The sequence below is a fragment of the Spirosoma lituiforme genome, from assembly GCF_054776635.1.
Window position 1 is genome coordinate 729,717 of sequence record NZ_BAAHBO010000002.1, and the last position, 23,565, is coordinate 753,281.

Sequence of the window (23,565 nt, forward strand, 5' to 3'; positions counted from 1 at the left end):
ATCGTTCAAATAGTTTCGAAATAAGACGCCATCCAAAAACAACTCATTTTCAGCTACTTACTAACTTTCTAACAAAATCATTTTCAGTTTTGATACATTGATTTTCAATTTTGTTACAGTCTAGTTTCACCAGAGAACCCAGGCCTGCCGAAGCACCCGGACGACTAACTCAAAAAATAAAACCTATTCCCTCGTACGCTCGTTCTCTTTTCGACGATACCTCCAAGATGATATATGATGCCGACGTTTTGATTATTGGTGGCGGCCTGGCGGGCTTGACGGCGGCTATTCATCTGGCTAAATCAAATCTGCGCATCATGCTGCTGGAGAAGCATTCGTATCCCCAGCAGAAGGTATGCGGAGAATATGTCTCCAACGAAGTACTACCCTATCTGACATACCTTGGCATTGCCATCGACGAACTGAAACCAACCCGTATTCACCGTTTTTTGTTGAGTACCGTTACCGGCAAAACGATTGAGAGTAAGCTTCCGTTGGGCGGGTTCGGTATCAGTCGATACGCACTTGATCAGTTCTTAGCTACTACTGCCCACCAGGCGGGCGTGGCTATCGAGCAGAAAACGGAAGTGACGGATGTTGCGTTTGACAACGACGCCTTCACCATCTCGACCGCAACCAAACAGACGTATACCGCTAAAATCGTGGTTGGTGCCTATGGGAAGCGCTCCCAACTGGACAAACGGCTGCATCGGGCATTTTTTCAGAAAGAGTCACCTTGGTTGGGGGTAAAAGCACACTACTACGCTAATGTTCCAGACGACCAGGTAGCGCTTCACAATTTTGATGGCGGATATTGTGGGCTGTCTCAGGTCGAGAACGGGGTCGTCAATGCTTGTTACCTGGCAAACTACCGTAGCTTCAAGCCGTTTAGAAACGTGGATTCTTTTCAGACGCAGGTTCTCGAAAAGAATCCGCACCTGCGTCACTTTTTTGCGGGAGCCACTCCCCTCTTCGACAAACCACTGACTATCAGCCAGATTTCGTTTTCCCGAAAAAAGCCCGTTGAAAACCACATTCTTATGTGTGGCGATACTGCCGGATTGATTCACCCACTCTGCGGGAACGGCATGGCGATGGCCATTCATAGTGCCAAGCTGGCCTCTGAATTGATTATCCGTTTTTTTGCGGGGGAACTGCCTACTCGCCTGTCGCTGGAGGCACAGTACACCAAAGCCTGGTCGGCGGAGTTTAAAAACCGACTATTGACCGGTCGTATCGTGCAGTCCATTCTTACTTCACCGAGAACCACAGCCACGTTGCTGAGTGGTTTGCACCTGGTACCTGGGCTATTACCTAGTATTATCAAACAAACACATGGGCAACCCTTGTTGGTTACGCAGCAGCCGTTGTCAGTACATACCTCACTAAACCATCAACGAACGTAGTCGAATGTTTTTATCTACAGCACAGCGCACATCCAGGGAAGAAATCATGGATGACTTTTCGCTGGAAGGCGATGTGTTGCGCGACGCGCTGGATAAGATTGCCGTCATTAACCAATGGCTGGGCGGCAATAGTATCACGCTGAACGGCATAAGGGAATTGACCAAAAACTGGCCAAAAGAGAAAACGCTTTCGGTAGTCGATGTGGGTTGCGGCAATGGCGATATGTGCCGGGCCGTAGCTGATTTTGCTCAAAAAGAAGGTCTCTCGGTCAATATTTTGGGGGTCGATGCAAATGCTTACACCATCAGCCACGCACGAGCTTGTTCTACAGCCTATCCAAGCGTATCGTATGCGGTCCAGAACATTTTCGACGATGATTTTGCGGCTGTACCCTACGACATTGCTTTGTGTACGCTGACGCTGCATCATTTTAGCGACAGTGAAATTTTGCAGCTGATGGGTCTGTTCACAAAGAAAGCAACGCTTGGTGTGGTGGTCAATGACTTGCAGCGCTCGGCAATAGCTTACCGATTATTTCAGCTCATCTGCTTTGTGTTTCGGCTCAACGATATGTCTCGGGAAGATGGGTTAACCTCTATTCTGCGTGGCTTTAAAAAGCAGGAGTTAGTGTCTTTTTCAAACCAATTACGGTTAAACGCTTATCGTGTTACCTGGCGATGGGCTTTCCGCTATCAATGGATCATCAAAAATATATGAGTGTACGAATAGCGGCCGTTGCGAAATCATTACCCGAAAACTGGCGGGATACAACTGATATTCTTCCCTTTCTGGATACCTGGCTGAATGGTCAGGAAAGTCGGTTTCAGCGAAAAGTAAAGAAGATTTTCGAAAACGCGGCTGTCGATCGTCGATACTCCATTATGAGCCCGACAGAGGTGTTTGCCGAAACCTCTTTCGAAGAAAAAAACGCCATTTACAGCCGTGAGTGCATCAAGTTGGGCGAGGATGCCCTAACCAAAGCACTCGCCAAAGTAAACTGGAAAACAACCGATATCGATTACCTCATTACGGTGAGCTGCACCGGCGTCATGATTCCGTCACTGGATGCTTATCTGATCAACAGCCTCCAGATGAGACAGGACATTGTCAGGTTGCCGGTCACCGAGATGGGCTGCGTGGCGGGTGTTTCCGGAATTATCTACGCAAAAAACTTTCTAAAAGCGAATCCGGGAAAACGAGCGGCTCTACTCGCCGTCGAATCGCCCACGGCTACCTTTCAACTGGATGATTTCTCGATGGCCAATATCGTGAGTGCGGCCATATTTGGGGATGGAGCCGCCTGTGTACTGCTGTCGTCCAACGAAGCGGATCGTGGGCCAGAGGTCGTTTCGGAAGAGATGTATCATTTCTACGACGCAACGCACATGATGGGCTTCAACCTGACGAATAGTGGCCTGCAAATGATCCTCGACAAAACCGTTACGGAAACGATTGCCGCTCATTTTCCGGCCATTGTCCATCCTTTTCTGGCAAAAAACGGCTTAGTGATCAGCGATATCGCTCACCTTATTTTCCACCCCGGCGGACGAAAAATCGTTGAAGTTATTCAGGAGCTGTTCGGGAAACTGGGCAAGAATATCGACGATACCAAAGAGGTGCTGCGGCTTTACGGAAATATGTCGAGTGCTACCGTGCTGTACGTGCTGGAGCGCTTTATGGATAAACCCCTGGCCGAAGGGGATTATGGTCTTATGCTCAGTTTTGGTCCCGGTTTTACAGCGCAACGCGTTCTTCTACAGTGGTGAACGACTTTAAGGGCAACAACTATTGGACGGTCATTCTGGGCGGCAGTACCGGGCTGGGACTGGCAACGGCCAGAAAACTGGCCCAACAGGGTATGAATCTCTGTCTGATACACCGGACCCGCCGAGTTGATTTGCCTAGTGTGGATATGGCCTTTTCGGACCTGGAAGCCGAGGGCATTTTACTCCAACAATTCAACCTCGACGCGACCAATCCCGAAAAACGAACGAGTGTTATTGACGCCCTGACTAATACGTTGGGCGAAACCGGGAAAGTGAGAGCCTTGGTTCACAGCATCGCCAAAGGCAACTTAAAACCCATTGTATCGGCGGACCAGCGACCGCTTCAACACGACGACTTCGCCCTGACGATTGACGCCATGGCGATTAGCCTGTACGACTGGACCAAAGCCCTGTTTTCGGCGGGATTATTTGCGGGCGATGCTCGTGTTATTAGTTTCACCAGCGAGGGAAGTCAGAAAGCCTGGCAGCATTACGCGGCTGTTTCGGCGGCTAAAGCAGCGCTGGAAGCTATATCCAGAAGCATTGCGCTGGAAATGGCTCCTTTTGGCATTCGGGCCAATTGCATTATGGCGGGTGTTACCGATACCGCGTCACTGCGCCTTATTCCGGGTGCCGATGCTTTGGTCAGCCACAGCCGGCAACGAAACCCTTTTTCACGGCTCACGACCCCGGAAGATGTGGCTAATGTGGTTTATCTGCTGTGCAAAGATGAGGCAGCATGGATCAACGGTGCCGTTATTCCGGTTAACGGTGGAGAACACCTTCAATAGACGTATTTCCCTTGCAGACCTTTACGCACATTCTCGAAAAACTTCCCTACGCCAAGCCCTTTCTGTTTGTCGATACCTTACACCATATCGACGAAAACGGGGTGGCAGGCCGGTATACATTTCCGGAGAATTCGTTTTTTTACCAGGGTCATTTCAAGCAGGCCCCCGTGACACCCGGCGTCATTCTGACCGAGGTCATGGCGCAGATCGGCGTCGTTTGTCTGGGCATTTTTTTGCTGGATCAGACGCTGACCGATGACATCGGTATTGCCATGACAAGTACGAAAATTGACTTCTATAAGCCCGTTTTCCCTGCCGAAACCGTTACGGTTCAATCAGCAAAAGAGTATTTTCGCTTTAATAAGTTAACCTGTAAAGTCGAGATGCTGAACAGCCGGGGCGAACTGGTTTGCCGGGGCACTATTTCGGGTATGATAAAACCAACCGATCATGCGTAAACGCGTCGTTATTACGGGCCTGGGTGTGGCCGCTCCCAACGCGGTAGGCATCGATTCTTTTCTGGATGCTATCCAGTCTGGCCGAAGTGGCATTGCGTTTCAGCAGAATTTGGCTGATCTTAAATTTTCGTGTCAGATTGGCGGCATTCCCCCCGTTACCGAGGCCATTAAGCGACAGTATTTTACGGACTTACAACTTCGTCAACTCAACAGTAGCGGCATTATTTATGGCGTCATTGCGGGGATGGAAGCCTGGCAGAACGCGGGCCTTCCCATTGCCAGCGACGAACCTGACTGGGACAGCGGCATCGTATTTGGCACCGGCATTTTAGGCATTGATAAGTTCAGAGAATCCATTTATAAAGTCGATGAGGGGCAGGTTAGGCGGCTGGGCAGCACAGTCGTTGTTCAAACCATGACCAGTGGTGTCAGCGCCTATTTGGGTGGCATGATTGGTTGCGGCAATCAGTTAACGGCTAATTCATCGGCCTGCGCAACGGGAACCGAAGCGCTATTGCTTGGCTACGAACGCATTGCAAATGGTCAGGCCAAACGGGTACTGTCGGGTAGTTGCAGCGATCACGGTCCTTACATCTGGGGAGGCTTCGACGCCATGCGCGTCATGCCCTACCAATTCAACGATTCGCCCGAACGGGCATCGAGGCCCCTGAGCGCTACAGCCAGCGGGTTTGTGCCCGGCAGCGGAGCTGGTGCGTTGGTTCTTGAATCGCTGGAATCGGCCCTGGAACGCAACGCACCCATTTACGCGGAAGTGCTGGGTGGTCACCTGAACTCGGGTGGTCAGCGGGGCGGAGGCTCCATGACGGCGCCCAATGCATCGGCGGTTAAACGCTGTATTCAGCAGGCCATGATCGCAGCCAACGTTCAGCCGGAGGCCATTGACCTTATTGATGGCCATTTGACCGCTACGAGCAAAGACTCCGCCGAGATAAACGCCTGGTGCAACGCCCTAGGCCGGCAGGGTACTGATTTCCCGTACATTAATTCCCTGAAATCCATGGTGGGGCATTGCCTGAGCGCAGCAGGCAGCCTTGAGTGCGTAGCTGCTGTGCTGGAACTAAAGCATGGCTTTATTTACCCGTCTATCAATTGCGACGATGTACACCCCGACACGGCAGCTCTGATCGCACCGGATCAAATTCCGCATGAGTTGATCAGGAAAGATATTAATGTCATCGCTAAAGCTAACTTTGGCTTTGGCGACGTCAATGCGTGCGTTGTTTTAACCAAATTTCAATCATAAATAAGAAGTATGCAAACCAAGGACGAGTTAATCAATACGCTTAAGAAAATTGTAACTCCTTATGTTCAGGATGAACAGGCACTTGCTCACGTTACCGAAAATACCGACTTCCTGAATGATCTGAAAATAAACTCGGCTAACCTGGTTGATATTGCCTTGGACGTCGAAGAAGAATTTGACATTGTGATTGACAACGAAGCCATGGAACGTATGCTCACCGTCGGTTCATCCATTGACATTATTATTGAGAAACTAGGAGAGAAAATATGATCGGCAATGACATTGTCGATTTAGCGCAGGCCCGACAGGACAGTAACTGGCGTCGAAAAGGATTTCTGGACAAAATTTTCACACCCCACGAGCAGCAACTTATCCAGGATGCCACCGATCCTGACTGTTTGGTCTGGCTGTTGTGGAGCATGAAAGAAAGTACGTATAAGCTGGCCGTTCGAAGAACAAAGAACCGAATTTTCGCCCCCGCTAAAATAGCGTGTTCTCTCAATGAAATAACCGAATCATCCGCCGAAGGAATTGTTTTATATGCCGATAGCTACCAGACCCGCTCGGTCATTACAGTTCACTATATTGTTACCGTGGCGTTTGCCACCAACCTAAGCCCGGTTTACAGCCAAGTCATTATTCCACTTGATACAACAAGCTACCAGGCACACCATGAGCTACTTTCAGAAAGAATCAGGCAACATGGTTCAGCTTTATTCCGGACTCCCGAAAACAAAATTCATATTCATAAAGATAGTCTGGGCATTCCTGTTTTGGCTATTGGCAATTCAATAACTGTACCGATTAGCATTAGTCACCACGGATTTTACGGGGCATATGTTATTGGTCTAAAGTAGTCAAATTGATAAAGTTATATACTGTCCAATATCGATTAGGCAGTTCTGAAATCAAGTCAACTATACAGAAATTATATTATTTGTGTAACAAATTTTACATGAAGCGACTTTAAAGAAATTTCCTCAAAATAGAAAGACAAAAAAGATAGAGATAAATGAAGACTATAAGGTAGTTACGTTATTCAAGAATAGATTGATTATGAAGAAGTAACGTTGTGTTCTTGAGGCTACTTCTGTCAACGTATTTTGATTATTTATTTAATCATTTGTCTCTTTATTTATAAATTCCTTTGTTTAATTAGTAGTAATTATTTCTGAATTATTCGATTACTTTACCTTGTGCAATAAAGGGTATTTTTACCATGTTGAATGTGATTTTAATTAGATAGGTTTGCTGGATCAATAGTACAGTTTTATGCTGTTAAGTGGAGTCTGTTTCCACTCTAAAAACGGGGCGAAACCCGAAAAGCCTAAACAGTAGGGATCCACAAATTAATCTCTTTCAACCATGGAAAATTATAGTTTTAGTGAAGACGCAATTAAAAATGCGATTGAAGCAGCCAAAGCGACACATAGTGAGAGCACGTCTGACGTTCAAGAGGTTGGCTTTGATCTTTCCAAAGGTGGAAATATGTTCGCCGGAAGTATGCTCATTGCGGCTCAATGTATAAGTATCAAAACGGCCAATCACAAGATTTGCATTAGTTTACCGCTCGGAATTGGCAAGCGTTGTTTTACTTTACCAATCAACATCCCTAATGGCTCCGTAGGTAGCGCTTGCCTATCTATTTGTACTACGTGGGGAATTCCAACTGGAATAAGAGTAACTGTGACAATAGGCGGAATAACTGTAATCAGTCAATCGTTTGGGAAATGCTAATATCCCAAAATACATCAGACTTGAGTTGCTTTGCCGTTTTACACTAAATCCGTTACTTAATTGATTTGACTACATAGACCAGCTTAGTTATTTTGGATTTAAAAAGTGATACCGTCTATGTAACGAATTTAATGTAAGATGGTAAAACAACTCAAGTTTTACCTGTTTTGTATGAACCTAACAGTACTTCCTACAGTCGGGTCAGAGCTGTTGTAGGAGTTATGAATAGGCCGTAACTTGTGTTGAGTTATTATTGAATACAATAGCGGATTTTTAGATAATCAAGAGAAAAAATAAACAGCAGCAATTAATTCCTCTACGATTAGCAAATTTTTAGTCTTACTGAATTACGATGCCCGATCCATCGTCGTAAAAAGCCGGGCTTTATAATTTAACGAGGTCGACTGTATAATTAAACTTATATTAATATTTTTTTATAGAATAAAGTATTGTTTCTATGTAAGTATTGGCAAAGAGAATGACAAAAAGAAACGTTACTTTTTGGGCAAGCTTCGAACGTTGTATTCAACACCAAACCGTTTGGCATTTTGCTCTACAGTTGTCTTGAACCCTGCTTGTTTTCTACGTTGGTTAACTTGTGACGCGTTAGCAATTGGCCAAACATAACATCCTGAATTTTCACACCATATTTGGGTACCATACAACTGTTCTTTTCCCTGGCTCATTAGCAGGCGGTCTTGCATCATGGCTACCAAATTAAATGGCAACTCTTTACTTGCTCCGGCTTTTTCAATTAAAGGAAAATAGTTAGCAATGTCTTCTGAATGTTGAATAACGTACCAAGCTGCTTCATCAGTAGGAGACTCAACCAATCTAGTCCCAGGATACCCATATTGCTTGATAATCTGTTCGACCCGGTAGATATTAGACTTGTCAATCTTGGTTATCTCATCATGGATTAGTTGATCAACTGCTTGCTCAGATAAATTATGGGCTTTTGCCAGTGAATCTTTCTTTTGCGGACTTGCCATTATTTCTCGATACAATTGATCGACGCGATATATACTGTCTAATTCTGCTTGTAGTCGCCTATTGACTTGACCAAAAACGTATAATGGCATTAGGTACATTAAGATTAAAGCAATACAGCAGAGTCTTACCATATTTTCCGGTACTTTATTAGTGTATGGTTAGCTACAAAGACATTATCCTTAAAAACCTAAATTACTCATCTCTGCGAAATTCATCTCCGCTAAGTCGTTTTCCCAATCAGTTATCCTCTTGTCATTGTATAACGTTTACGTCAGCAAACCTCAAACCAAAAACAGCCTATACACCCGCCGGGGATTTCCGGTATTCGGAGGGCGTTTTCTGGGTGTGCTGCTTGAAAAAAGTGGTAAAGTAAGCGGGTGAACTAAAGCCCGTTTCGTAGGCAATTTCGCCCATCGATTTAGTGCTTTCTGCCAACAAGCGCCGGGCTTTCTTCAACCGTATCCCGGCGATATAGTCGGTTACGTTCATATCGAGTAGTGCCTGTACTTTTCGATAGAGCTGCACCCGCGAAAGACCCATGTCACGGCTGAGTCGCTCAACGCCAAAGGTTGGGTCGGTTAAGCCCTGTTCGATCAGGCCCGTTAACTCATTCAGGAATTTTTTATCCTGCCGGTTTCCTCCCGTCGGCTGCGTCAGGAAATCGGATGCGTAACGCCGTTGCCACTTGGCGCGGTTGGCCAGTGTGGTCCGCAGTGTTTCGAGCAGATGCGTCGTATTGAATGGTTTGGCGATGTACGCATCGGCTCCGGCGCGGGTACCTTCTATTTGTTGGGCCATCTGGCCTTTGGCGGTCAATAAAATGACGGGAATGTGAGAGGTACGCAGATCAGCTTTGACCCGCTGCGTCAGTTGTAACCCATCCATTCCGGGCAGCATAACATCACTGATGATCAGGTCCGGGCTGATATCCAGGATGCGCTCCCAGCCACTTTCTCCCGAGCTTTCTGCCACAATATCGAACTCATGACCCAGACGGGTGGCCAGAAATGTTCGTAAGTCGTCGTTATCTTCTACAACCAGCAGGGTACCCGACCGACTGGGTACTCGCTCAATCACTTCGGGAACATCCTCCTGATCCAGATCAGCCAGCAGCCGATGTGGGGCCGAACTGCCCGGATTAAGCGAGTTACGGGATACCAGACTGCCCATTTCTTCGGGAGCTAAATGAGCGCTTCCCAGCGGTAACAGAATGGTAAACGTAGTGCCTTTATCTTTTTCCGACTGCACCGTAATTTCACCCTGATGCAACTGAATGAACTCCATCGAGAGCGCCAGACCCAATCCTTTCGAGAGGTTGAATGGCCTGGTTCCACTGAAAAACAGGTCGAAGGCGTGAACCTGCTCGTCGGGGGTCATCCCTTCGCCATTGTCCTGCACCCGAATGCGTACCTGCTGATCAACCACATCCAGCTGTACGTGAATAAAGCCCCCTTTGGGCGTGTACTTGAACGCATTCGACAGCAGGTTAACGATCACCTTGTCCAGCTTTTCGCTATCGAACCAAACAGGCAGACTTGCTTTCGCCGGAATAAATTGAAGATCGATGCGTTGTTTTCCGGCCTTCCGTTTAAAATCTTGAACAATGTCGTCAATGAAGGCGATCAGGTCCTGCTCGGTCGTATGCAGTTGTTGCTTCCCGGCATCCGTTTTTCGCAGATCCAGCATCTGGTCGATTAGCCGCAGCAGACGATACGCATTTTTCTGAATCAGCCCCAAACTGCTTTTCAGCTCATGTGCGCTGACTGTTTTCTTACTCAGCAGATCTTCGGCAGGCGTCAGAATCAGGCTCAGGGGCGTGTTGAATTCATGGGAAATGTACGAGTAAAATCGAAGCTTTTCCTCGGTTGCCAGGCGAGCCTGTTGCGATACAGCTTCAATTGTATCCTTCTGCTGCCGGATTTCTTCATTCTGATTTTCGAGCGTCTGGTAAGCTGCCTGCTTCGATCGAAATAAGTACAGAGCCCAGCTACCCAACAGGATAACAACGAGTAAACTGGCCAGGGTGAAATACAGCGTATTCTTCTGGGAGGTGTACGTCTCGGTGAGCTTGTCGATGCGCTGGCTTTGCCGTTCGATATCATCCTGTTGTGCCAACAGTTTGTCGCTCTGGGCTTTAAGCGCCCGAATGTTTGCTGTATCTACCTGAATCGAATTAAGAATTTGCTCCCGCTTAACGGATTTCCCTTCAAGAATCCGGGTGGCGGTCTCAATGGCTTCTTCGCCACCGGTAGGGTATAAGAAGCTGGCTTTCAACCGACCATCTGTAATAGCCTGCATCCCCGCACTCGGACCAGGCAGGGCGTCGATACCCACGAAATCCAGCTGATGATGCATCCCGTTCTGCCTGAACACCTCGTAGGCACCGAGCGCCATCACATCGTTGTGGGCGAACAACACGTTGGCTTCTTTCAAGGCATTTAATTCAGACGCCACTACACGCCGAACGGTGTCCCGCTCCCATTGACCATTTAATTCGGCAACAACCCGTATGGCCGGAAACTTCCGCAGCTCTTCCCGGAAGCCTCTGTGGCGTTCCTGGGCGGGCGACGAACTTGGCAATCCCCACACCTCCACCACGCGCCCCTGCCCTTTCAGGTAATTACCAATGAAGGCCCCAGCCAGGCGGCCAATTTCGGCATTGTCTCCACCAATATAGGCGTTATAGGACTCCGTCTTAATTTTCCGATCCAGCAAGATGACTGGAATTCCCTTCCGAAAAACGGCTTCGACCACTTTGGTGAACGGATCGGTTTCGTTAGGGGAAATAATCAGCAGGTCAATGTCCTGCTCCACCAGCGACTGCACCTGGCTTATTTGCCGGGCCGTGCTGTTCCCGGCATCTTCGTACAGGAGCGTATAGTTGGGGTGAAACGTTAGTTCCCGCTTCATGTCGTTGAGCATCGTCTTCCGCCACTCGTCGCCCCCCGTACACTGCGAAAAACCAATCCGGTATGTCTTGGTTTTCGTCGCCGACTGACAACTGCCCAATACCAGCCAGCTTATCGAAAGCAGAAGCCATGGCAATCCCTTCTTCCCCATGTAGTTGGATTATACAAAAGCGTTAACAGCTATCAGGCAACAACCAGGTGGCCCACGAACCTATCTTTCGGTACTGTTCAAAGATAATGTATAATAATTACACACGAAAGCTGTGTGATGGCGTCTTAGCTGACCAGGCTGTGATTGGGTACCGTCTACCGTTACCGTCTCGTCAGGGCCGTTCGCCGGGAATCGAGTTTGAGGAAAATGAACAGCAGAATAGAGAACGACCAGAGCGATGAGCCGCCATAGCTGAAAAACGGCAGGGGAATCCCGATAACGGGCATCAGGCCAATGGTCATGCCAACGTTGACCATCACATGGAAGAAAATGATACCGGCTACGCAGTAGCCATAAACGCGGGCAAACTTGGTTCGTTGCTTTTCGGCTAAAATGACAATGCGGGAAACCAGGCCCACAAACAGTGCGATAACGACAAGCGCGCCCACAAAGCCATGTTCTTCGCCAATGGTACAAAAAATAAAGTCGGTACTTTGTTCAGGCACGAAGTCAAACTTGGTTTGTGTTCCTTCCAGAAACCCCTTTCCCTGAAGACGGCCGGAGCCAATAGCAATTTTGGCCTGTGTTACGTTCCAGCCGACACCAAGCGGGTCAATCTTTGGATCGACCAACACTTTGATCCGGTTACGCTGGTGCTTTTGCAGGACATTGTTCACGAAGAAGTCGACGCCCGTTACGTACCCGATCATGACTATGCCGACCAGACCCATCGCCAGCATATTAGCCAACGTGCGGTTGTAGCGGGGCATCAGCAAAATAATTAGTCCGAGCAGTACACCAATACCGATGAAGATATACAGCTTCGCAAAAATCAGCGCCAGCACGAACAAAGCAGCTGCGGTAATTCCCACCGCCGGAATCCAGCCGGGGAGCCCTTCCCGATAAAGCATGATCACGAACGAGGCAAACACCAGCGTCGACCCCGTTTCATTCGACGCCAGAATAAGAATACAGGGCAGTACAATAATGCCACCGATGAACATCAGGTCTTTTCGCTTGGCCAGGTTGATACCCGGCACATCCAGATACTTAGCCAACGCCAGCGCCGTGGCAACCTTCGTGAATTCAGCCGGCTGAATGGTAAACGATCCGAATTTAAACCAGGACCTTGACCCATTGATGTTGGTCCCGGCAAAGAGGACCAGAACCAGCATCAAAATCATGAAGCCGTAAAAGACAAAGGCAAAGGTGTCGAAAAACGTATGGTTAATGACCAGAATGCAGATGATCAGGATCACGGTCGTGCCGATCCACATCATCTGTTTTCCGGCATTGGTATTCATATCGAAGAGGCTGGTATGATCCTCCGGACTATACACAGCAGCATAGACATTCAGCCAGCCCATGGTTACACAGCCCAGATAGAGCAGTAAGGTAAGCCAGTCAATGTTTTGCGAAAATGGGTCGTTATTACGGGCCAATTTGGTACTCGGTTTGTAGTTCGTGGTTTATGGTTTACGGTTTATGGTTGGCTAACGCGTCCAGCGTGCATGCGTCAGCCAACCATAAACCGTAAACCATAAACCACCTTTTAATTCAGTATAGCGGCTACGACCGGCTTGGCTTTAGCTACGGTCATCATGGGCTTGGGCGCAGCAGGTTTCGGCTGAGTCGTATCTTTCTTGGGTGCCACGGGTTTTTTATAAACCGGAAGCCCACTAGCGGGTGGCAGATAGTTGGAGGCTTTTACCTGTTCATCCAGCTTTTTAGCCTCCGTTTTCCGTTTCAGGTAGCGTTCGGCAACCAGTGCCGCTACTGAGGCAGCTGCTTTACCACCCCAGCCTGCATTTTCGACGAATACAGCCACCGCAATTTTTGGGTTGTTCATGGGGGCAAACCCAATGAAAATAGAATGGTCGAACTTGTGACTAAATTTATTATTCTGCGCCGTTCCGGTTTTCCCACACAGGTCGATGCCGGCAATATTGGCCATCGGAGTTACCGTACCATGCGCCACAGCGGCCCGCATGCCGTCTATAACGGGCAAGTAATACTTGTACTCAATTCCGGTTTCGTGGCGCTCGCGGTACTCGGCAGGCACGCCAATGCCAGGCTTGCCAAATCCCTTGATAAAATGGGGCGTAATAAACCAGCCTCGATTGGCGATGGTAGCGGCCAGATTAACCAGTTTCATAGGGCTGATCAATAGCTCACCTTCTCCAATGCTCAACGAATAAACGTTCGAGAACTTCCATCGCAATGATCCGCCATACGCCTTATCGTAATATTCGGGGGTGGGCAAATTACCCTTCCGTTCGGTTGGCAGGTCAATGCCAAGTCGATCAGCAATGCCGAATTTCTCAGCCATATCGTGCCACTGCCGTAAACCTATTGCCGACGCTTTGAAGGTGTTGTGTTCGCCATTAAAGTAAAGGAACTTACGGAACACATAATAAAAATAAGGGTTGCAGGAGTTCTGAATGGCGCCCCGCAGGTTATTGCCTCCGTGACAGTGACAGCGCATGGGCGAACCGGCGTGCCCGTAAACGGTTGATGGCAGAAGAGACCCCTGTTGCTGCGCAATCAGCGCCTGAATCAGCTTAAACGTTGAACCGGGGCGGTAACTAGCCATAACAGGTCGATTAATTAGCGGCTTGTATGGGTTCTTGATCAGCGCCCGGTAGTTCTTGGAAAAGAACCGACTCGACAACAGGTTAGGGTCGTACGTTGGTGCGGAAACCGACACCAGAATCTCGCCCGTCGCCGGTTCTACGGCCAGCACAGCCCCTACTTTATTTTGCATCAGGCTGTCGGCGTATTTCTGAACCTCAACGTCAATACCCGTAATCAGGTTTTGTCCGGCTATCGCCAGCGTATCAAAAGCACCGTTTTTCCAGGAGCCTTTGTTAACGCCCCGGACATTTTGCATCATGAATTTAACACCCCGTTTACCCCGTAGTTGCTCTTCATATTGCTCTTCCAGACCGTTATGACCAACGTAATCGCCCTGCCGGTAGTAGAGAATATCCTGGTTCTCCAGTTGTTTTTTACTGATTTCGCTAACGTAACCCAGTGCATTTGACAGCGTATGGGCGGGGTAGGTACGCATCGAGCTAATGACCGGCTCAAAGCCTCGATAATCGACCAGCGCGTCCTGTATATGAGCGAAATCTTCCTTTGACAGTTGCCGTAAAAACAGCGACGGTTTAACCGACGAATAATTTTTGGCCAGCCCCATAATGCTATCGAATTCAGTCGGGCTGATATTCATCATCCGACAGAAAGCCAGCGTGTCCGGAATCCGGACCTGCTTGGGCGTAACGTACAGGTCGTAGACGGGCGTATTGTAAACGATGAGCTGGTTGTTTCGGTCGTACACCTGCCCTCGATAGGGAATTTCGACCACTCGCTTAATGGAATTCTTCGACGCTCCCAGCGAGTAGGTATCGTCCAGCACTTGCAGATAAAATAATCGGGCCAGATACGTTAATCCAACCAGGCAAAAAACACCAATAATGACCCACTTCCGATTCTCTAACATGAGAATAAATTCCTTTCAATCAAGCTGCGTATTCTACACAAAGTTAGGTTAATAACGACGAGTTCGGTTGCCGATGATACATTATGCAGGATAAATTGTTGCCAGGAACTCATGGCTGCTATCTACCCATTTTTGCATCTCCAATCATTTACAATTCATCCTTCTATATTACCACCCTTTGGCCGACGTTCGGATTCGGCAGAGATACATATCGGACGTTATGTACAGTACAGAGCCATCGTCGCCCCAGGCACAGTTGGCCGTTGCAACACCAATGTTGATATGCCCCAGGCATTCGCCCGCTGGCGATAGCACAAGTATCCCCTTTCCACCCGATACCCATAAATTCCCATTCCGGTCCACTTTCATGCCGTCGAAACCACCGTCAAGGCCCAGCTTCTTCATCCCATCGGCCCCGAAAACGGCACGTCCCTTCCCTACCGATCCATCCACCTGCAATGGGTACGCCATGACAACCGGCTGCAGCGGATCGGACTGGGCCACGTACAGAATTTTCTCATCCGGCGACAGGGCTACGCCATTGGGTCGGGTGAGGTCACTGACAACGATGGATACGGTACCCGGCACCCCGGCACGCTCGGGGCCAATCCGGTAAACACCCCAGCCATCAGTTTCCTTGCTGGGATCTTTTTCCTTTTTGGGCAATCCGTAAGGCGGATCCGTAAAATAATAACTCCCGTTCGAATGAGCCACCACATCGTTGGGACTGTTCAATCGTTTTCCATTGACATTGTCGGCCAGGGTACGCTTTCCCCCGGTTCCGTTCAGCACCATAGCCGTCACTCGTCGGTCGCCATGTTCGCAGGCAATGAGCCGCCCCTGTCGGTCGAGCGTGAGGCCGTTCGAACCGGGTTCCTCGCTGTAGGGTCCCAGGCCCGTATAGCCAGACGGTTTCAGGAACGGTATAACGCCTTCTTTCTCCGTCCATTTGAAAATAGTGTTCTTGGGTACATCTGAAAAGAGCAGACAGGCCTGATCCTTCACCCAGACGGGTCCTTCTGTCCAGTCGAAACCACTGGCCAATACCTCCACCCTGGCATCAGCCGGGATAAGTTTATTCAAACGGGGGTCAGTCCGCACGATTTGACCAATGGAGGGAAACGGTGTTGGTTGTGCCAGAGCGGGACTCAGCAGGCAGGCCAGCAGGCCTGTACGTAAACCAGAGCGTAAGTTCATAAAGTTGACAGAATAATGGCTAATGCTACGACGAATTTCAACAGGTCACAAGGGGAGAAAGTGGTTTGAGCGGACTTTTATAATTATTATTACAGATTCGCTTATTTTTAAGTGGTTTTCCAATCCCCAATCCGATTTTGTTATGAACAATAAAAAACAAGCGGCTTCATCGACTACGCCGGAGGGTAATTCTCGTCGGTCGTTTCTGAAGACCCTTGGTCTGGCAGGCACAGCGGTGGCTACGGCACCGGCGGCTCTGGCTGAAACCACCTCGGCAGGCATTCCTCAGTACCTCAATTTAGTGCGAAGTCATTCGAGTACGGCAGCCAACGACAAAATTCGTCTGGCGCTCATCGGTACGGGTGGCATGGGCATTGGCGACACCCAAACGGCGCTTATGATCGATGGTATCGAAATGGTGGCAGCCTGCGATCTGTACGACGGACGACTGCGCCGGGCGAAAGAACTGTGGGGGGACCAGCTTCCGGTCACGAGGGATTATCGGGAGATTCTCGAACGAAAAGATGTCGATGCGGTGATTAATGCAACAACGGATCACTGGCACGAAAAAATATCCTCCGACGCCATGCGCAAAGGCAAGCACGTGTACTGCGAAAAGCCTATGGTTCAGAAAGTTGACGATGGCCATAAGCTTATCAAGGTCGCCAAAGAAACGGGTAAGGTTTTTCAGGTGGGTAGCCAGTTTGCCAGTTCCCTGCTGATCGCCAAAGCGCGCGAACTGATGAAGGCCGGTGATATTGGCGAGCTTGTCTTTGCCGAAGCGATCTACGACCGTCACAGTGCGATGGGTGCCTGGCAATACTCAATTCCGCCCGATGCCTCTCCCCAAACCGTTGACTGGGATACGTACCTGGGCAGTGCCCCCAAACGGCCGTGGGACCCGCTCCGTTTTTTCCGGTGGCGTAATTACCAGGATTATGGTACCGGTATTGCCGGCGATTTGTACGTTCACCTGCTTACTTCGCTACACTGCATCACCGGGTCCAAAGGCCCCAATCGGGTATACTCCAGTGGCGGAACCCGCTACTGGAAAGATGGCCGCGATGTACCTGATATTCAGCTGAGTATTTACGATTACCCAAAAACGGCCGAGCACCCTGAATTTAATCTGACCACTCGCTCCAACTTCGTTGATGGTGGCGGTGGCAATTACCTTGTCCGGATTGTGGGTACCGAAGGCGATCTGTCGTTGGGTTTCGATAGCCTGACCGTTCACCGGAACAAGTTTCCGAAAGCACCCGGTATGTCAATTGACAACTTCCCGAAAGACCAGAAAGAACTGTATGTGAAGGAATACAATAAACTGTATCCGCCACATCCGGAGCTGGAAGGTCCGAAAGAACTAAAATATTCATTTCCGAAAGATTACAAGGGAGACCGCTACGAGCACTTTGTAAACTTTTTCAACTCGGTGCGAACAAACGCGCCCAATGTGGAAGATGCTACGTTTGGCCTTCGTGCCTGCGGACCAACCCAGTGTGGCAACATGAGCTTCGCGCAAAAGAAAGCCGTTAGTTGGGACCCGATTAAAATGCAGATTCTGGGGGCAGTTTAAACCTCAGCCAGGTAAAGCAGAAAAAGGGGTCGGTTAACCGACCCCTTTTTTAGTCTACCCGTATTTTACGCTTTCCTACCCCCGGCATACCGGCGAAGGTAGCCCCTTCAACCTGGATGCGCAGGTCCGTCTTCGCATCGGATGTAAAGAAGGAAATGGTTGCTTTCCCTTCTGCGTCGGTCTGGATCATGGGTGCCCAGAATACCGTCGTTCGATAATCAGGCCGGACGTGTTCCGGCTTCTTCACGTCGTAACGAGGGGCGTAAAACTCGCGAACGGGCGCATAACCGGGCAATTTGGCCAGCAATGTCCCGGGTACGGCATCTTTCGAAAAATCATAGTCGGGTTTTCCTCGTTTGGTCAGAATGGAGATGACACCCCCCGATGCCCTTGACCCGTAAATAGCCGCCGACGCTCCTTTCAGGACATCCACCCGATCAACGTCCTGTACCGAAATGCCCATAATCCCCTGTAAATCCATGGGCATACCATCCAACATAAACAGGGGCTCGATGGCTCCACTAAAATTAGCGGCTCCGCGAATCTGCACCCTGGCACTAAACCCACTGCCTGTTACCTGCACCCCCGCTATTTTTCCCTGAATGACATCCAGAATGGTCAGTCGCCCACCCGTATTCATCTGATCGAACTTGACGCTTGCATCGGGTCTTCCATAAAGCACCCGCGTATCGCGCTCCTCCGACTTTCTCGCTTTTACGGTGACAGCCTGTAGGAGAACCTCCCTGTTGCGCTTTATCTGACGTTCTATTTCCTGGTATTCCTTCGTTCGCCGGATAAATTCGGCCAACTCGTCAGCCCGGAACTCCATTGGGTTATAGGGAGCCTGCATGAGCGTAACCGTTGGCACCAGGAGCTGATCGAGCGTAATGACCAGGTTACGATTAGCGCTGCCTTTTAACCCCTGGATGAGCACAGTAGTGGTATCCGTAAAATCCAGACCGTAGGCTACGTAATTACCGGCCTCATCTGTCTCCCCCATAAGCACGTCACGTGTGCTGTCTTTTTTGGCAATGACGAACGTTAACTTCACTTTTCCACCAATGTCTTTCTGATTCGGACGGACTACTCTTCCCGTCAATGACAAGCCCTGTTCGATCGGGTATTTAAGTGTTGATCCGGTTCCAGCCATTACATCAGCCCAGGTAAAGCGTCGCCAGCCTTGGGTCAACAGTAATAGATCCAGTTGGAACCACCGTTCTCTATTGGCTGGATTGAAGTACATATCGGGGTGTTCGATTGTGCCGGTTAAATCGGACGATAACAACAGGTGCGACCGAATCGTGGTGCCATTCGAGTCGGCTTCCGGGGCAAGTTTAGCGTCAACGGCCGCCAGCGATAAATTGGCCGGGTGCGGTTTTCCATCGGCACTCCTGGTGGTAATGGTCAGGTTAACCTGCTCACGGTTCCTGTATACGGCTTTGTCGGCCGTCACCTCAACAGTCAACTGCTCGTTTCTATCAATGTACACAAGCCGTTCGCCAACTGGCTTTCGGGTTTCATCAAATACCGTTAGCTGCGCAATACCCTCGGGAAAGCCCGAACGAGGCAACCGCACCAGCGAGACCTTACGAGAGGCCGGTACTTTGGCCACCTGAACCAACTGCCCCCTGGTCTGTGCGACCAATGTCAGCGTAGCCAACGAATCGGCCACCATCCTGTTATTCAGTATGTACACCAGCACATTGTCTTTATTGGTCAGGTTTTCGACTTGCATCACCACGCCCTGTTCCTGCGGTGTGGGCATCGGATAGCTGGCCAGTGTTCCGTCGGCCAAGGTGATAAAGGCGGTGTAGGCTTGAGCTGGCTCCGGCTTGAACATCATAAAACCCATTCCCAAGTGGGTGGTCGTAAAGCCAACAACCGTATCTTTTTTAGCGTCCAGCACAAACCCTTTCACCGCAAGGCCCTCTCCCGCCGAGTTTACTACTTTATAAGCTACACGACTCGTTAATCCGGTAACCAGATGACCACCCTCGGGTAAAAATTGTACATCGGGCTTGGGAATTACGGTTGGTTGACGTGGCGTCGTACTGGGTTCATCGGCACGCAGAACCGTTACCGTTTTCGTGAAGAAATAGGCATCCGGGTAGTTCCGCATAAAATTGGTATAGCCACGAAGCTGGTACAAACCCGAGGGCAACGAGTCGGGTAGTAAAAGCTGGCCCGGTGCGTAACTGTTGGTAGCCCTGAGCTGCGTACGCAACCGAACCCGCTTCGCCTTCAAATCGACCAGATCAACGTACAGAACGCCACTGAGTGTATCGGCGTCATGGGTTTTGCCGTCAAAAAGGTAGCCTTTTAACCAGACTGTTTCGCCAATCAAATACGTGTCCCGGTCGATATGAATATAAACTTTTTCGGTAGGATGCTGTCCAGTATAAACACGAAATTGTTCTATTAGTCGTTGGATGAATTCACCATCATAAAGGCGAAAGGAACTCAGCGAAATAACCGTCAGAATGAAGACTAGTCCGATGGCACGGAAATTGGCACAACGCATAAAATAGAAATTGGCGGTGGATACTTTCTTTTCAACGAAGTGCCTAATTTAGCAAAAATCCCCTCTTTTAAACATGACTATACCTACCCAAAAAACGGCCTTAATACTCGGTGCAACTGGTCTGGTCGGTAGTCTTTTAACTCGGCAACTGGTTAATTCGACCGTCTATTCCAACATTAAAGTTCTGGTTCGCAAATCGTTGACCTGGCAACACCCTCGTTTGCAGGAAATTCCGTTCGAATTTGACCACCCGAACGGACTGTTGATAAAAGCCGATGATATTTTTTGTTGTCTCGGCACAACCATGAAAAAGGCCGGATCGAAAGACGCTTTTCAGACGGTAGATTACAAATATCCACTCGATATTGCCCGGTTGGGTCTGGAAAATGGAACTCAGCAGTTTTCTATTGTTACGTCGATGGGCGCTGACCCGGAATCATCTTTTTTTTATAATCGGGTCAAGGGAGAAGTAGAGCGTGATCTGAACCGTTTAAATTACCCAACCTTACTGATCTACAGGCCATCACTGCTTGTCGGAAACCGGGGCGAAAACCGCTTGGGAGAGCGTCTGGCCGAAAGCGCTATGCGTCTGTTCAAACCGCTGATCCCTGCCAAATACCGGGGTATTGATGCGGCTAAAGTAGCAACAGCCATGATGACAACGGCACAACAGGGACTAACGGGCAGGCATATCTTCGAGTCAGACGTTTTGCAGAAGTTTTAGGTCATGCATTGCTTCTGACCAGGCAAAGCGCGCATCAACGTACACCAATATGCTTCCTCAATCCATCACTCCAACAGACATTTGCATCCGGAGCGCTACTGAACAGGACGCGTCCGTTCTCTATGAATTCATCTGCCAGCTGGAAGAAAGCGCCTTAGACGCAGATGCATTTAATACTACTTTCCGACGTAACCTTCTTAATCCAGACGTTCATTATCTGGTAGCCGAACGGGTCGATACAATACTTGGCTTTATTAGTTGCCATGTTCAGTATTTGCTACACCATGTAGGTAAAGTCGGCGAGATCCAGGAGTTATTCGTTCGGCCGGAGGTTCGTAGTCAGGGCATTGGCCAAAAACTCCTAGTCGCGCTGAATAAGCTGGCTCAGCAGGAAAACTTTGTCAATCTGGAAGTCACCACAAACAAAAAACGCCTTGACACGCTCCGGTTTTATGAACGTGAATTGTTTAGTCGGACGCATGTTAAATTAGTTAAACCCATACGATCCTGATGCGTTTCCTTTTTTTCTGCCTGCTTCTCGTTCCGATCGCTCACCTTACCCGTAGCCAACCATTCAAACCGGACGCGCAGCTCGAACGGAAACTCCGGTCAGCCTTGACCGGCTTTCGAGGTGATGTTGGCCTTTACGTTTATCATTTTCGGACGGGGAAAACCGTTGCCATCAACGCCGATACGCTGTTTCCGACCGCCAGTACGATCAAGATTCCTATTCAGTGCGGGCTTTTCGATAAAATTCACAAAGGTGAGCTGAACTACAACGAAACCCTCGTTTATACCGATTCACTTCATTATGACGACGGTATTGTTGGTTCTTTAAAAGACGGAGCCAGCCTATCACTCAGCAAGGTGGTCATGCTCATGGAAACCGTTAGTGACAATACAGGCAGTTTATGGTGTCAGGCATTAGCGGGAGGAGGCTCTGCCATTAACGCCTGGCTGGACGCAAACGGATTCCATCAGACTCGTGTCAACTCGCGAACCCCGGGTCGGGAAGCCAACCGAACCCAGTATGGCTGGGGGCAAACTACGCCCCGCGAAATGGCTAAACTACTCACCTGCATTCGACAAGGTCGTGCGGTCAGCCCCGACGCCAGCGAAGAAATGTACCGAAATCTAGGCCGTCAATTCTGGGATAACGACGGTCTCTCTCAGATTCCGCCCGATATAAAAACGGCTTGTAAAAACGGGGCGGTTAACCAGTCTCGCTCGGAAGTTGTGTTTGTGCATGCTCCGCACAGCGAGTACGTTTATTGCGTAATGACCAAGAACCAGAAAGACGAAACCTGGGAGCGGACAAACGAAGGATACACACTTTTGCGTACGGTGTCTGCCATTTTGTGGCACCATTTTGAGCCAAAATCGACCTGGAAACCAGCTCCAGGTTACGAGAAATGGTGGTAGATAATAAATCCCAAAAATGAAGAGGGCCGGTATCTCCTGCGAGAACCGGCCCTCTTTTTATACTTTATGTCTTCAGACTGTTAGTTCAAAAACGTCAGGCGCAGGTCATTCAGCTGGTTACGGATGGAACCGTCGACCTGACGATCGCCGATACGCAATACGTAACCACCGATCAGTTTTGAATCCAGTTTCTCTTCCAGTTCAACCGACTGACAACCCGTCGATTGCATAACCATGGCTTTGAACTTCTCCCGTTGGGGAGCCGTCAAGGGAACCGTTGTTACGACGGTTGCCCGCTCCACCCCTCTCAGTTTGTCGTGCTGCTTGATAAACTGTTCAGCAATGGCATCCATGATACCTTCCCGGTTCTTCTTCGCGATGATCTCAAAAAACGCCATCGTAATTGGATTTACCCGGTTGGTAAACGCTGCTTTGATGACAGCACTTTTTTTCTCCGCACGAACGATGGGGTTCTTTAACATTAACATCAGCGGACGACTCTGGTCTACTGTGTTTTTGAAGAACTGCATGTCCTTATACATCGTCTCGGTCAGGCCTTGCTCCTGTGCCAGATCTAATAACGACTTGGCGTAGCGGGCAGCTACTGTATCGATTGCCATTGTCGAATTAGTTTAAGCGTGAGTTAGATACCAAATCCGTTACTAATTTCTCCTGCGATGATTTGTCAGCCAGTTCTTTACGAAGAACTTTCTCCGCGATATCAAGCGAAAGCGTAACGACTTCTTTTTTCATCTGGGCCACCAGTGCCTGGCGCTCATTCTGCATTGACTCACGAGCCTGCTCCAGAATACGCTGTCCTTCGGCGGACGCTTTGTCACGCGATTCAGCAATCATTTTGTCGGCCGCTTCTTTGGCACCACGCAGGATGGCATCACGCTCAACACGAGCCTGTACCAGTAGTTTCTCGTTATCCGCCTTCAACACAGTCATTTCTAGCCGTGTTTTCTCGGCCAGATCAAGGGCGCTCTGAATGTTGTTTTCGCGTTCGTTAAGGCTCTCGGTAATGGGTTTCCAGGCGAAGGCACGAAGGATTAGAAACAGGCCAAGGAAAACGATGACCTGCCAGAATAAAAGACCTAAATCGGGGGTAAGTAAGTCCATGCGTGTGAATTATGGAAATGTCGGG

General features: G+C 49.2%; 21 protein-coding genes. 13 read left to right on the plus strand and 8 right to left on the minus strand.

Features of this window, described 5'->3' with window-relative positions:
- Positions 1 to 227 precede the first annotated feature (227 nt).
- The 9 genes from ACYU87_RS11435 to ACYU87_RS11475 all read left to right on the plus strand — a co-directional run bounded on the left by ACYU87_RS11435 (position 228) and on the right by ACYU87_RS11475 (position 7,423).
- On the plus strand, positions 228 to 1,406 hold the full coding sequence (locus tag ACYU87_RS11435; RefSeq protein WP_461134197.1) for an NAD(P)/FAD-dependent oxidoreductase: 1,179 nt from the start codon (positions 228 to 230) through the stop codon (positions 1,404 to 1,406).
- Positions 1,407 to 1,410: 4 nt separating this feature from the next.
- Positions 1,411 to 2,124 carry a methyltransferase domain-containing protein gene (locus tag ACYU87_RS11440; protein WP_461134198.1) on the plus strand — a complete coding sequence of 238 codons (714 nt, stop codon included), beginning with the start codon at positions 1,411 to 1,413 and terminating at the stop codon, positions 2,122 to 2,124.
- Positions 2,121 to 3,173, plus strand: coding sequence for a type III polyketide synthase (locus ACYU87_RS11445; protein ID WP_461134199.1), 1,053 nt, complete (start codon positions 2,121 to 2,123; stop codon positions 3,171 to 3,173). The genes ACYU87_RS11440 and ACYU87_RS11445 overlap by 4 nt, the downstream gene beginning before the upstream one ends.
- Positions 3,170 to 3,964 carry an SDR family oxidoreductase gene (locus ACYU87_RS11450; RefSeq protein WP_461134200.1) on the plus strand — a complete coding sequence of 265 codons (795 nt, stop codon included), beginning with the start codon at positions 3,170 to 3,172 and terminating at the stop codon, positions 3,962 to 3,964. The genes ACYU87_RS11445 and ACYU87_RS11450 overlap by 4 nt, the downstream gene beginning before the upstream one ends.
- Positions 3,965 to 3,975: 11 nt before the next feature.
- Positions 3,976 to 4,422 (plus strand): 3-hydroxyacyl-ACP dehydratase FabZ family protein, encoded by a 447-nt coding sequence (locus ACYU87_RS11455; protein ID WP_461134201.1) that lies wholly within the window; start codon positions 3,976 to 3,978, stop codon positions 4,420 to 4,422.
- Complete coding sequence (locus ACYU87_RS11460) at positions 4,415 to 5,686, plus strand: beta-ketoacyl-[acyl-carrier-protein] synthase family protein (RefSeq protein WP_461134202.1); 1,272 nt, start codon at positions 4,415 to 4,417, stop codon at positions 5,684 to 5,686. Before ACYU87_RS11455 ends, ACYU87_RS11460 begins: the two co-directional genes overlap by 8 nt.
- 9 nt (positions 5,687 to 5,695) lie before the next feature.
- Complete coding sequence (locus tag ACYU87_RS11465; protein WP_461134203.1) at positions 5,696 to 5,956, plus strand: acyl carrier protein; 261 nt, start codon at positions 5,696 to 5,698, stop codon at positions 5,954 to 5,956.
- Positions 5,953 to 6,543, plus strand: coding sequence for a 4'-phosphopantetheinyl transferase family protein (locus ACYU87_RS11470; RefSeq protein WP_461134204.1), 591 nt, complete (start codon positions 5,953 to 5,955; stop codon positions 6,541 to 6,543). Before ACYU87_RS11465 ends, ACYU87_RS11470 begins: the two co-directional genes overlap by 4 nt.
- Positions 6,544 to 7,051: 508 nt before the next feature.
- Positions 7,052 to 7,423, plus strand: coding sequence for a hypothetical protein (locus ACYU87_RS11475; protein ID WP_461134205.1), 372 nt, complete (start codon positions 7,052 to 7,054; stop codon positions 7,421 to 7,423).
- A 494-nt stretch (positions 7,424 to 7,917) separates the two neighbouring features.
- Here the strand turns inward: ACYU87_RS11475 and ACYU87_RS11480 are convergent, their stop codons facing one another.
- The 5 genes from ACYU87_RS11480 to ACYU87_RS11500 all read right to left on the minus strand — a co-directional run bounded on the left by ACYU87_RS11480 (position 7,918) and on the right by ACYU87_RS11500 (position 16,175).
- Positions 7,918 to 8,505 carry a DUF6624 domain-containing protein gene (locus tag ACYU87_RS11480; protein ID WP_461134206.1) on the minus strand — a complete coding sequence of 196 codons (588 nt, stop codon included), beginning with the start codon at positions 8,503 to 8,505 and terminating at the stop codon, positions 7,918 to 7,920.
- Between the two features lie 208 nt (positions 8,506 to 8,713).
- Complete coding sequence (locus tag ACYU87_RS11485; protein WP_461134207.1) at positions 8,714 to 11,476, minus strand: substrate-binding domain-containing protein; 2,763 nt, start codon at positions 11,474 to 11,476, stop codon at positions 8,714 to 8,716.
- A 161-nt stretch (positions 11,477 to 11,637) separates the two neighbouring features.
- Positions 11,638 to 12,918, minus strand: a complete 1,281-nt coding sequence (gene rodA / locus ACYU87_RS11490) for a rod shape-determining protein RodA (protein ID WP_461134208.1) — start codon at positions 12,916 to 12,918, stop codon at positions 11,638 to 11,640.
- Positions 12,919 to 13,028: 110 nt separating this feature from the next.
- A complete protein-coding gene (locus tag ACYU87_RS11495) occupies positions 13,029 to 14,978 on the minus strand; it encodes a penicillin-binding transpeptidase domain-containing protein (RefSeq protein WP_461134209.1) in 1,950 nt (649 codons plus the stop codon).
- A gap of 168 nt (positions 14,979 to 15,146) precedes the next feature.
- Complete coding sequence (locus ACYU87_RS11500; RefSeq protein ID WP_461134210.1) at positions 15,147 to 16,175, minus strand: SMP-30/gluconolactonase/LRE family protein; 1,029 nt, start codon at positions 16,173 to 16,175, stop codon at positions 15,147 to 15,149.
- Positions 16,176 to 16,317: 142 nt separating this feature from the next.
- Here ACYU87_RS11500 and ACYU87_RS11505 point away from each other — a divergent pair, with 142 nt between their 5' ends.
- Positions 16,318 to 17,751, plus strand: a complete 1,434-nt coding sequence (locus tag ACYU87_RS11505) for a Gfo/Idh/MocA family protein (RefSeq protein ID WP_461134211.1) — start codon at positions 16,318 to 16,320, stop codon at positions 17,749 to 17,751.
- 49 nt (positions 17,752 to 17,800) lie between these two features.
- Here the strand turns inward: ACYU87_RS11505 and ACYU87_RS11510 are convergent, their stop codons facing one another.
- Positions 17,801 to 20,272, minus strand: a complete 2,472-nt coding sequence (locus ACYU87_RS11510) for a TonB-dependent receptor plug domain-containing protein (protein ID WP_461134212.1) — start codon at positions 20,270 to 20,272, stop codon at positions 17,801 to 17,803.
- A gap of 73 nt (positions 20,273 to 20,345) precedes the next feature.
- Here ACYU87_RS11510 and ACYU87_RS11515 point away from each other — a divergent pair, with 73 nt between their 5' ends.
- From ACYU87_RS11515 to ACYU87_RS11525, 3 genes are read left to right on the plus strand one after another with little or no spacing between them, the layout of a single operon-like run.
- A complete protein-coding gene (locus ACYU87_RS11515) occupies positions 20,346 to 20,996 on the plus strand; it encodes a Rossmann-fold NAD(P)-binding domain-containing protein (protein WP_461134213.1) in 651 nt (216 codons plus the stop codon).
- A 49-nt stretch (positions 20,997 to 21,045) separates the two neighbouring features.
- Entirely contained in the window at positions 21,046 to 21,507 is a 462-nt protein-coding gene (locus tag ACYU87_RS11520) for a GNAT family N-acetyltransferase (protein WP_461134214.1), read from the plus strand.
- On the plus strand, positions 21,507 to 22,418 hold the full coding sequence (locus tag ACYU87_RS11525) for a serine hydrolase (RefSeq protein ID WP_461134215.1): 912 nt from the start codon (positions 21,507 to 21,509) through the stop codon (positions 22,416 to 22,418). Before ACYU87_RS11520 ends, ACYU87_RS11525 begins: the two co-directional genes overlap by 1 nt.
- 80 nt (positions 22,419 to 22,498) lie before the next feature.
- On the opposite strand, the gene atpH is transcribed toward ACYU87_RS11525, so the two are convergent.
- Both atpH and ACYU87_RS11535 read right to left on the minus strand, forming a co-directional pair.
- Positions 22,499 to 23,038, minus strand: a complete 540-nt coding sequence (atpH, locus tag ACYU87_RS11530; RefSeq protein WP_461134216.1) for an ATP synthase F1 subunit delta — start codon at positions 23,036 to 23,038, stop codon at positions 22,499 to 22,501.
- Between the two features lie 7 nt (positions 23,039 to 23,045).
- Entirely contained in the window at positions 23,046 to 23,540 is a 495-nt protein-coding gene (locus ACYU87_RS11535; RefSeq protein WP_461134217.1) for a F0F1 ATP synthase subunit B, read from the minus strand.
- Positions 23,541 to 23,565: the final 25 nt, after the last annotated feature.

Excerpts from the sequence above, each read along its gene's own strand:
- ACYU87_RS11435 (WP_461134197.1), top strand. The coding sequence starts at position 228 with ATGATATATGATGCCGACGTTTTGATTATTGGTGGCGGCCTGGCGGGC.
- ACYU87_RS11440 (WP_461134198.1), top strand. The coding sequence starts at position 1,411 with ATGTTTTTATCTACAGCACAGCGCACATCCAGGGAAGAAATCATGGAT.
- ACYU87_RS11445 (WP_461134199.1), top strand. The coding sequence starts at position 2,121 with ATGAGTGTACGAATAGCGGCCGTTGCGAAATCATTACCCGAAAACTGG.
- ACYU87_RS11460 (WP_461134202.1), top strand. The coding sequence starts at position 4,415 with ATGCGTAAACGCGTCGTTATTACGGGCCTGGGTGTGGCCGCTCCCAAC.
- ACYU87_RS11465 (WP_461134203.1), top strand. The coding sequence starts at position 5,696 with ATGCAAACCAAGGACGAGTTAATCAATACGCTTAAGAAAATTGTAACT.
- ACYU87_RS11470 (WP_461134204.1), top strand. The coding sequence starts at position 5,953 with ATGATCGGCAATGACATTGTCGATTTAGCGCAGGCCCGACAGGACAGT.
- ACYU87_RS11475 (WP_461134205.1), top strand. The coding sequence starts at position 7,052 with ATGGAAAATTATAGTTTTAGTGAAGACGCAATTAAAAATGCGATTGAA.
- ACYU87_RS11480 (WP_461134206.1), bottom strand. The coding sequence starts at position 8,505 with ATGCCATTATACGTTTTTGGTCAAGTCAATAGGCGACTACAAGCAGAA.
- ACYU87_RS11485 (WP_461134207.1), bottom strand. The coding sequence starts at position 11,476 with ATGGGGAAGAAGGGATTGCCATGGCTTCTGCTTTCGATAAGCTGGCTG.
- ACYU87_RS11495 (WP_461134209.1), bottom strand. The coding sequence starts at position 14,978 with ATGTTAGAGAATCGGAAGTGGGTCATTATTGGTGTTTTTTGCCTGGTT.
- ACYU87_RS11500 (WP_461134210.1), bottom strand. The coding sequence starts at position 16,175 with ATGAACTTACGCTCTGGTTTACGTACAGGCCTGCTGGCCTGCCTGCTG.
- ACYU87_RS11505 (WP_461134211.1), top strand. The coding sequence starts at position 16,318 with ATGAACAATAAAAAACAAGCGGCTTCATCGACTACGCCGGAGGGTAAT.
- ACYU87_RS11510 (WP_461134212.1), bottom strand. The coding sequence starts at position 20,272 with ATGCGTTGTGCCAATTTCCGTGCCATCGGACTAGTCTTCATTCTGACG.
- ACYU87_RS11515 (WP_461134213.1), top strand. The coding sequence starts at position 20,346 with ATGACTATACCTACCCAAAAAACGGCCTTAATACTCGGTGCAACTGGT.
- ACYU87_RS11520 (WP_461134214.1), top strand. The coding sequence starts at position 21,046 with ATGCTTCCTCAATCCATCACTCCAACAGACATTTGCATCCGGAGCGCT.
- ACYU87_RS11525 (WP_461134215.1), top strand. The coding sequence starts at position 21,507 with ATGCGTTTCCTTTTTTTCTGCCTGCTTCTCGTTCCGATCGCTCACCTT.
- atpH (WP_461134216.1), bottom strand. The coding sequence starts at position 23,038 with ATGGCAATCGATACAGTAGCTGCCCGCTACGCCAAGTCGTTATTAGAT.
- ACYU87_RS11535 (WP_461134217.1), bottom strand. The coding sequence starts at position 23,540 with ATGGACTTACTTACCCCCGATTTAGGTCTTTTATTCTGGCAGGTCATC.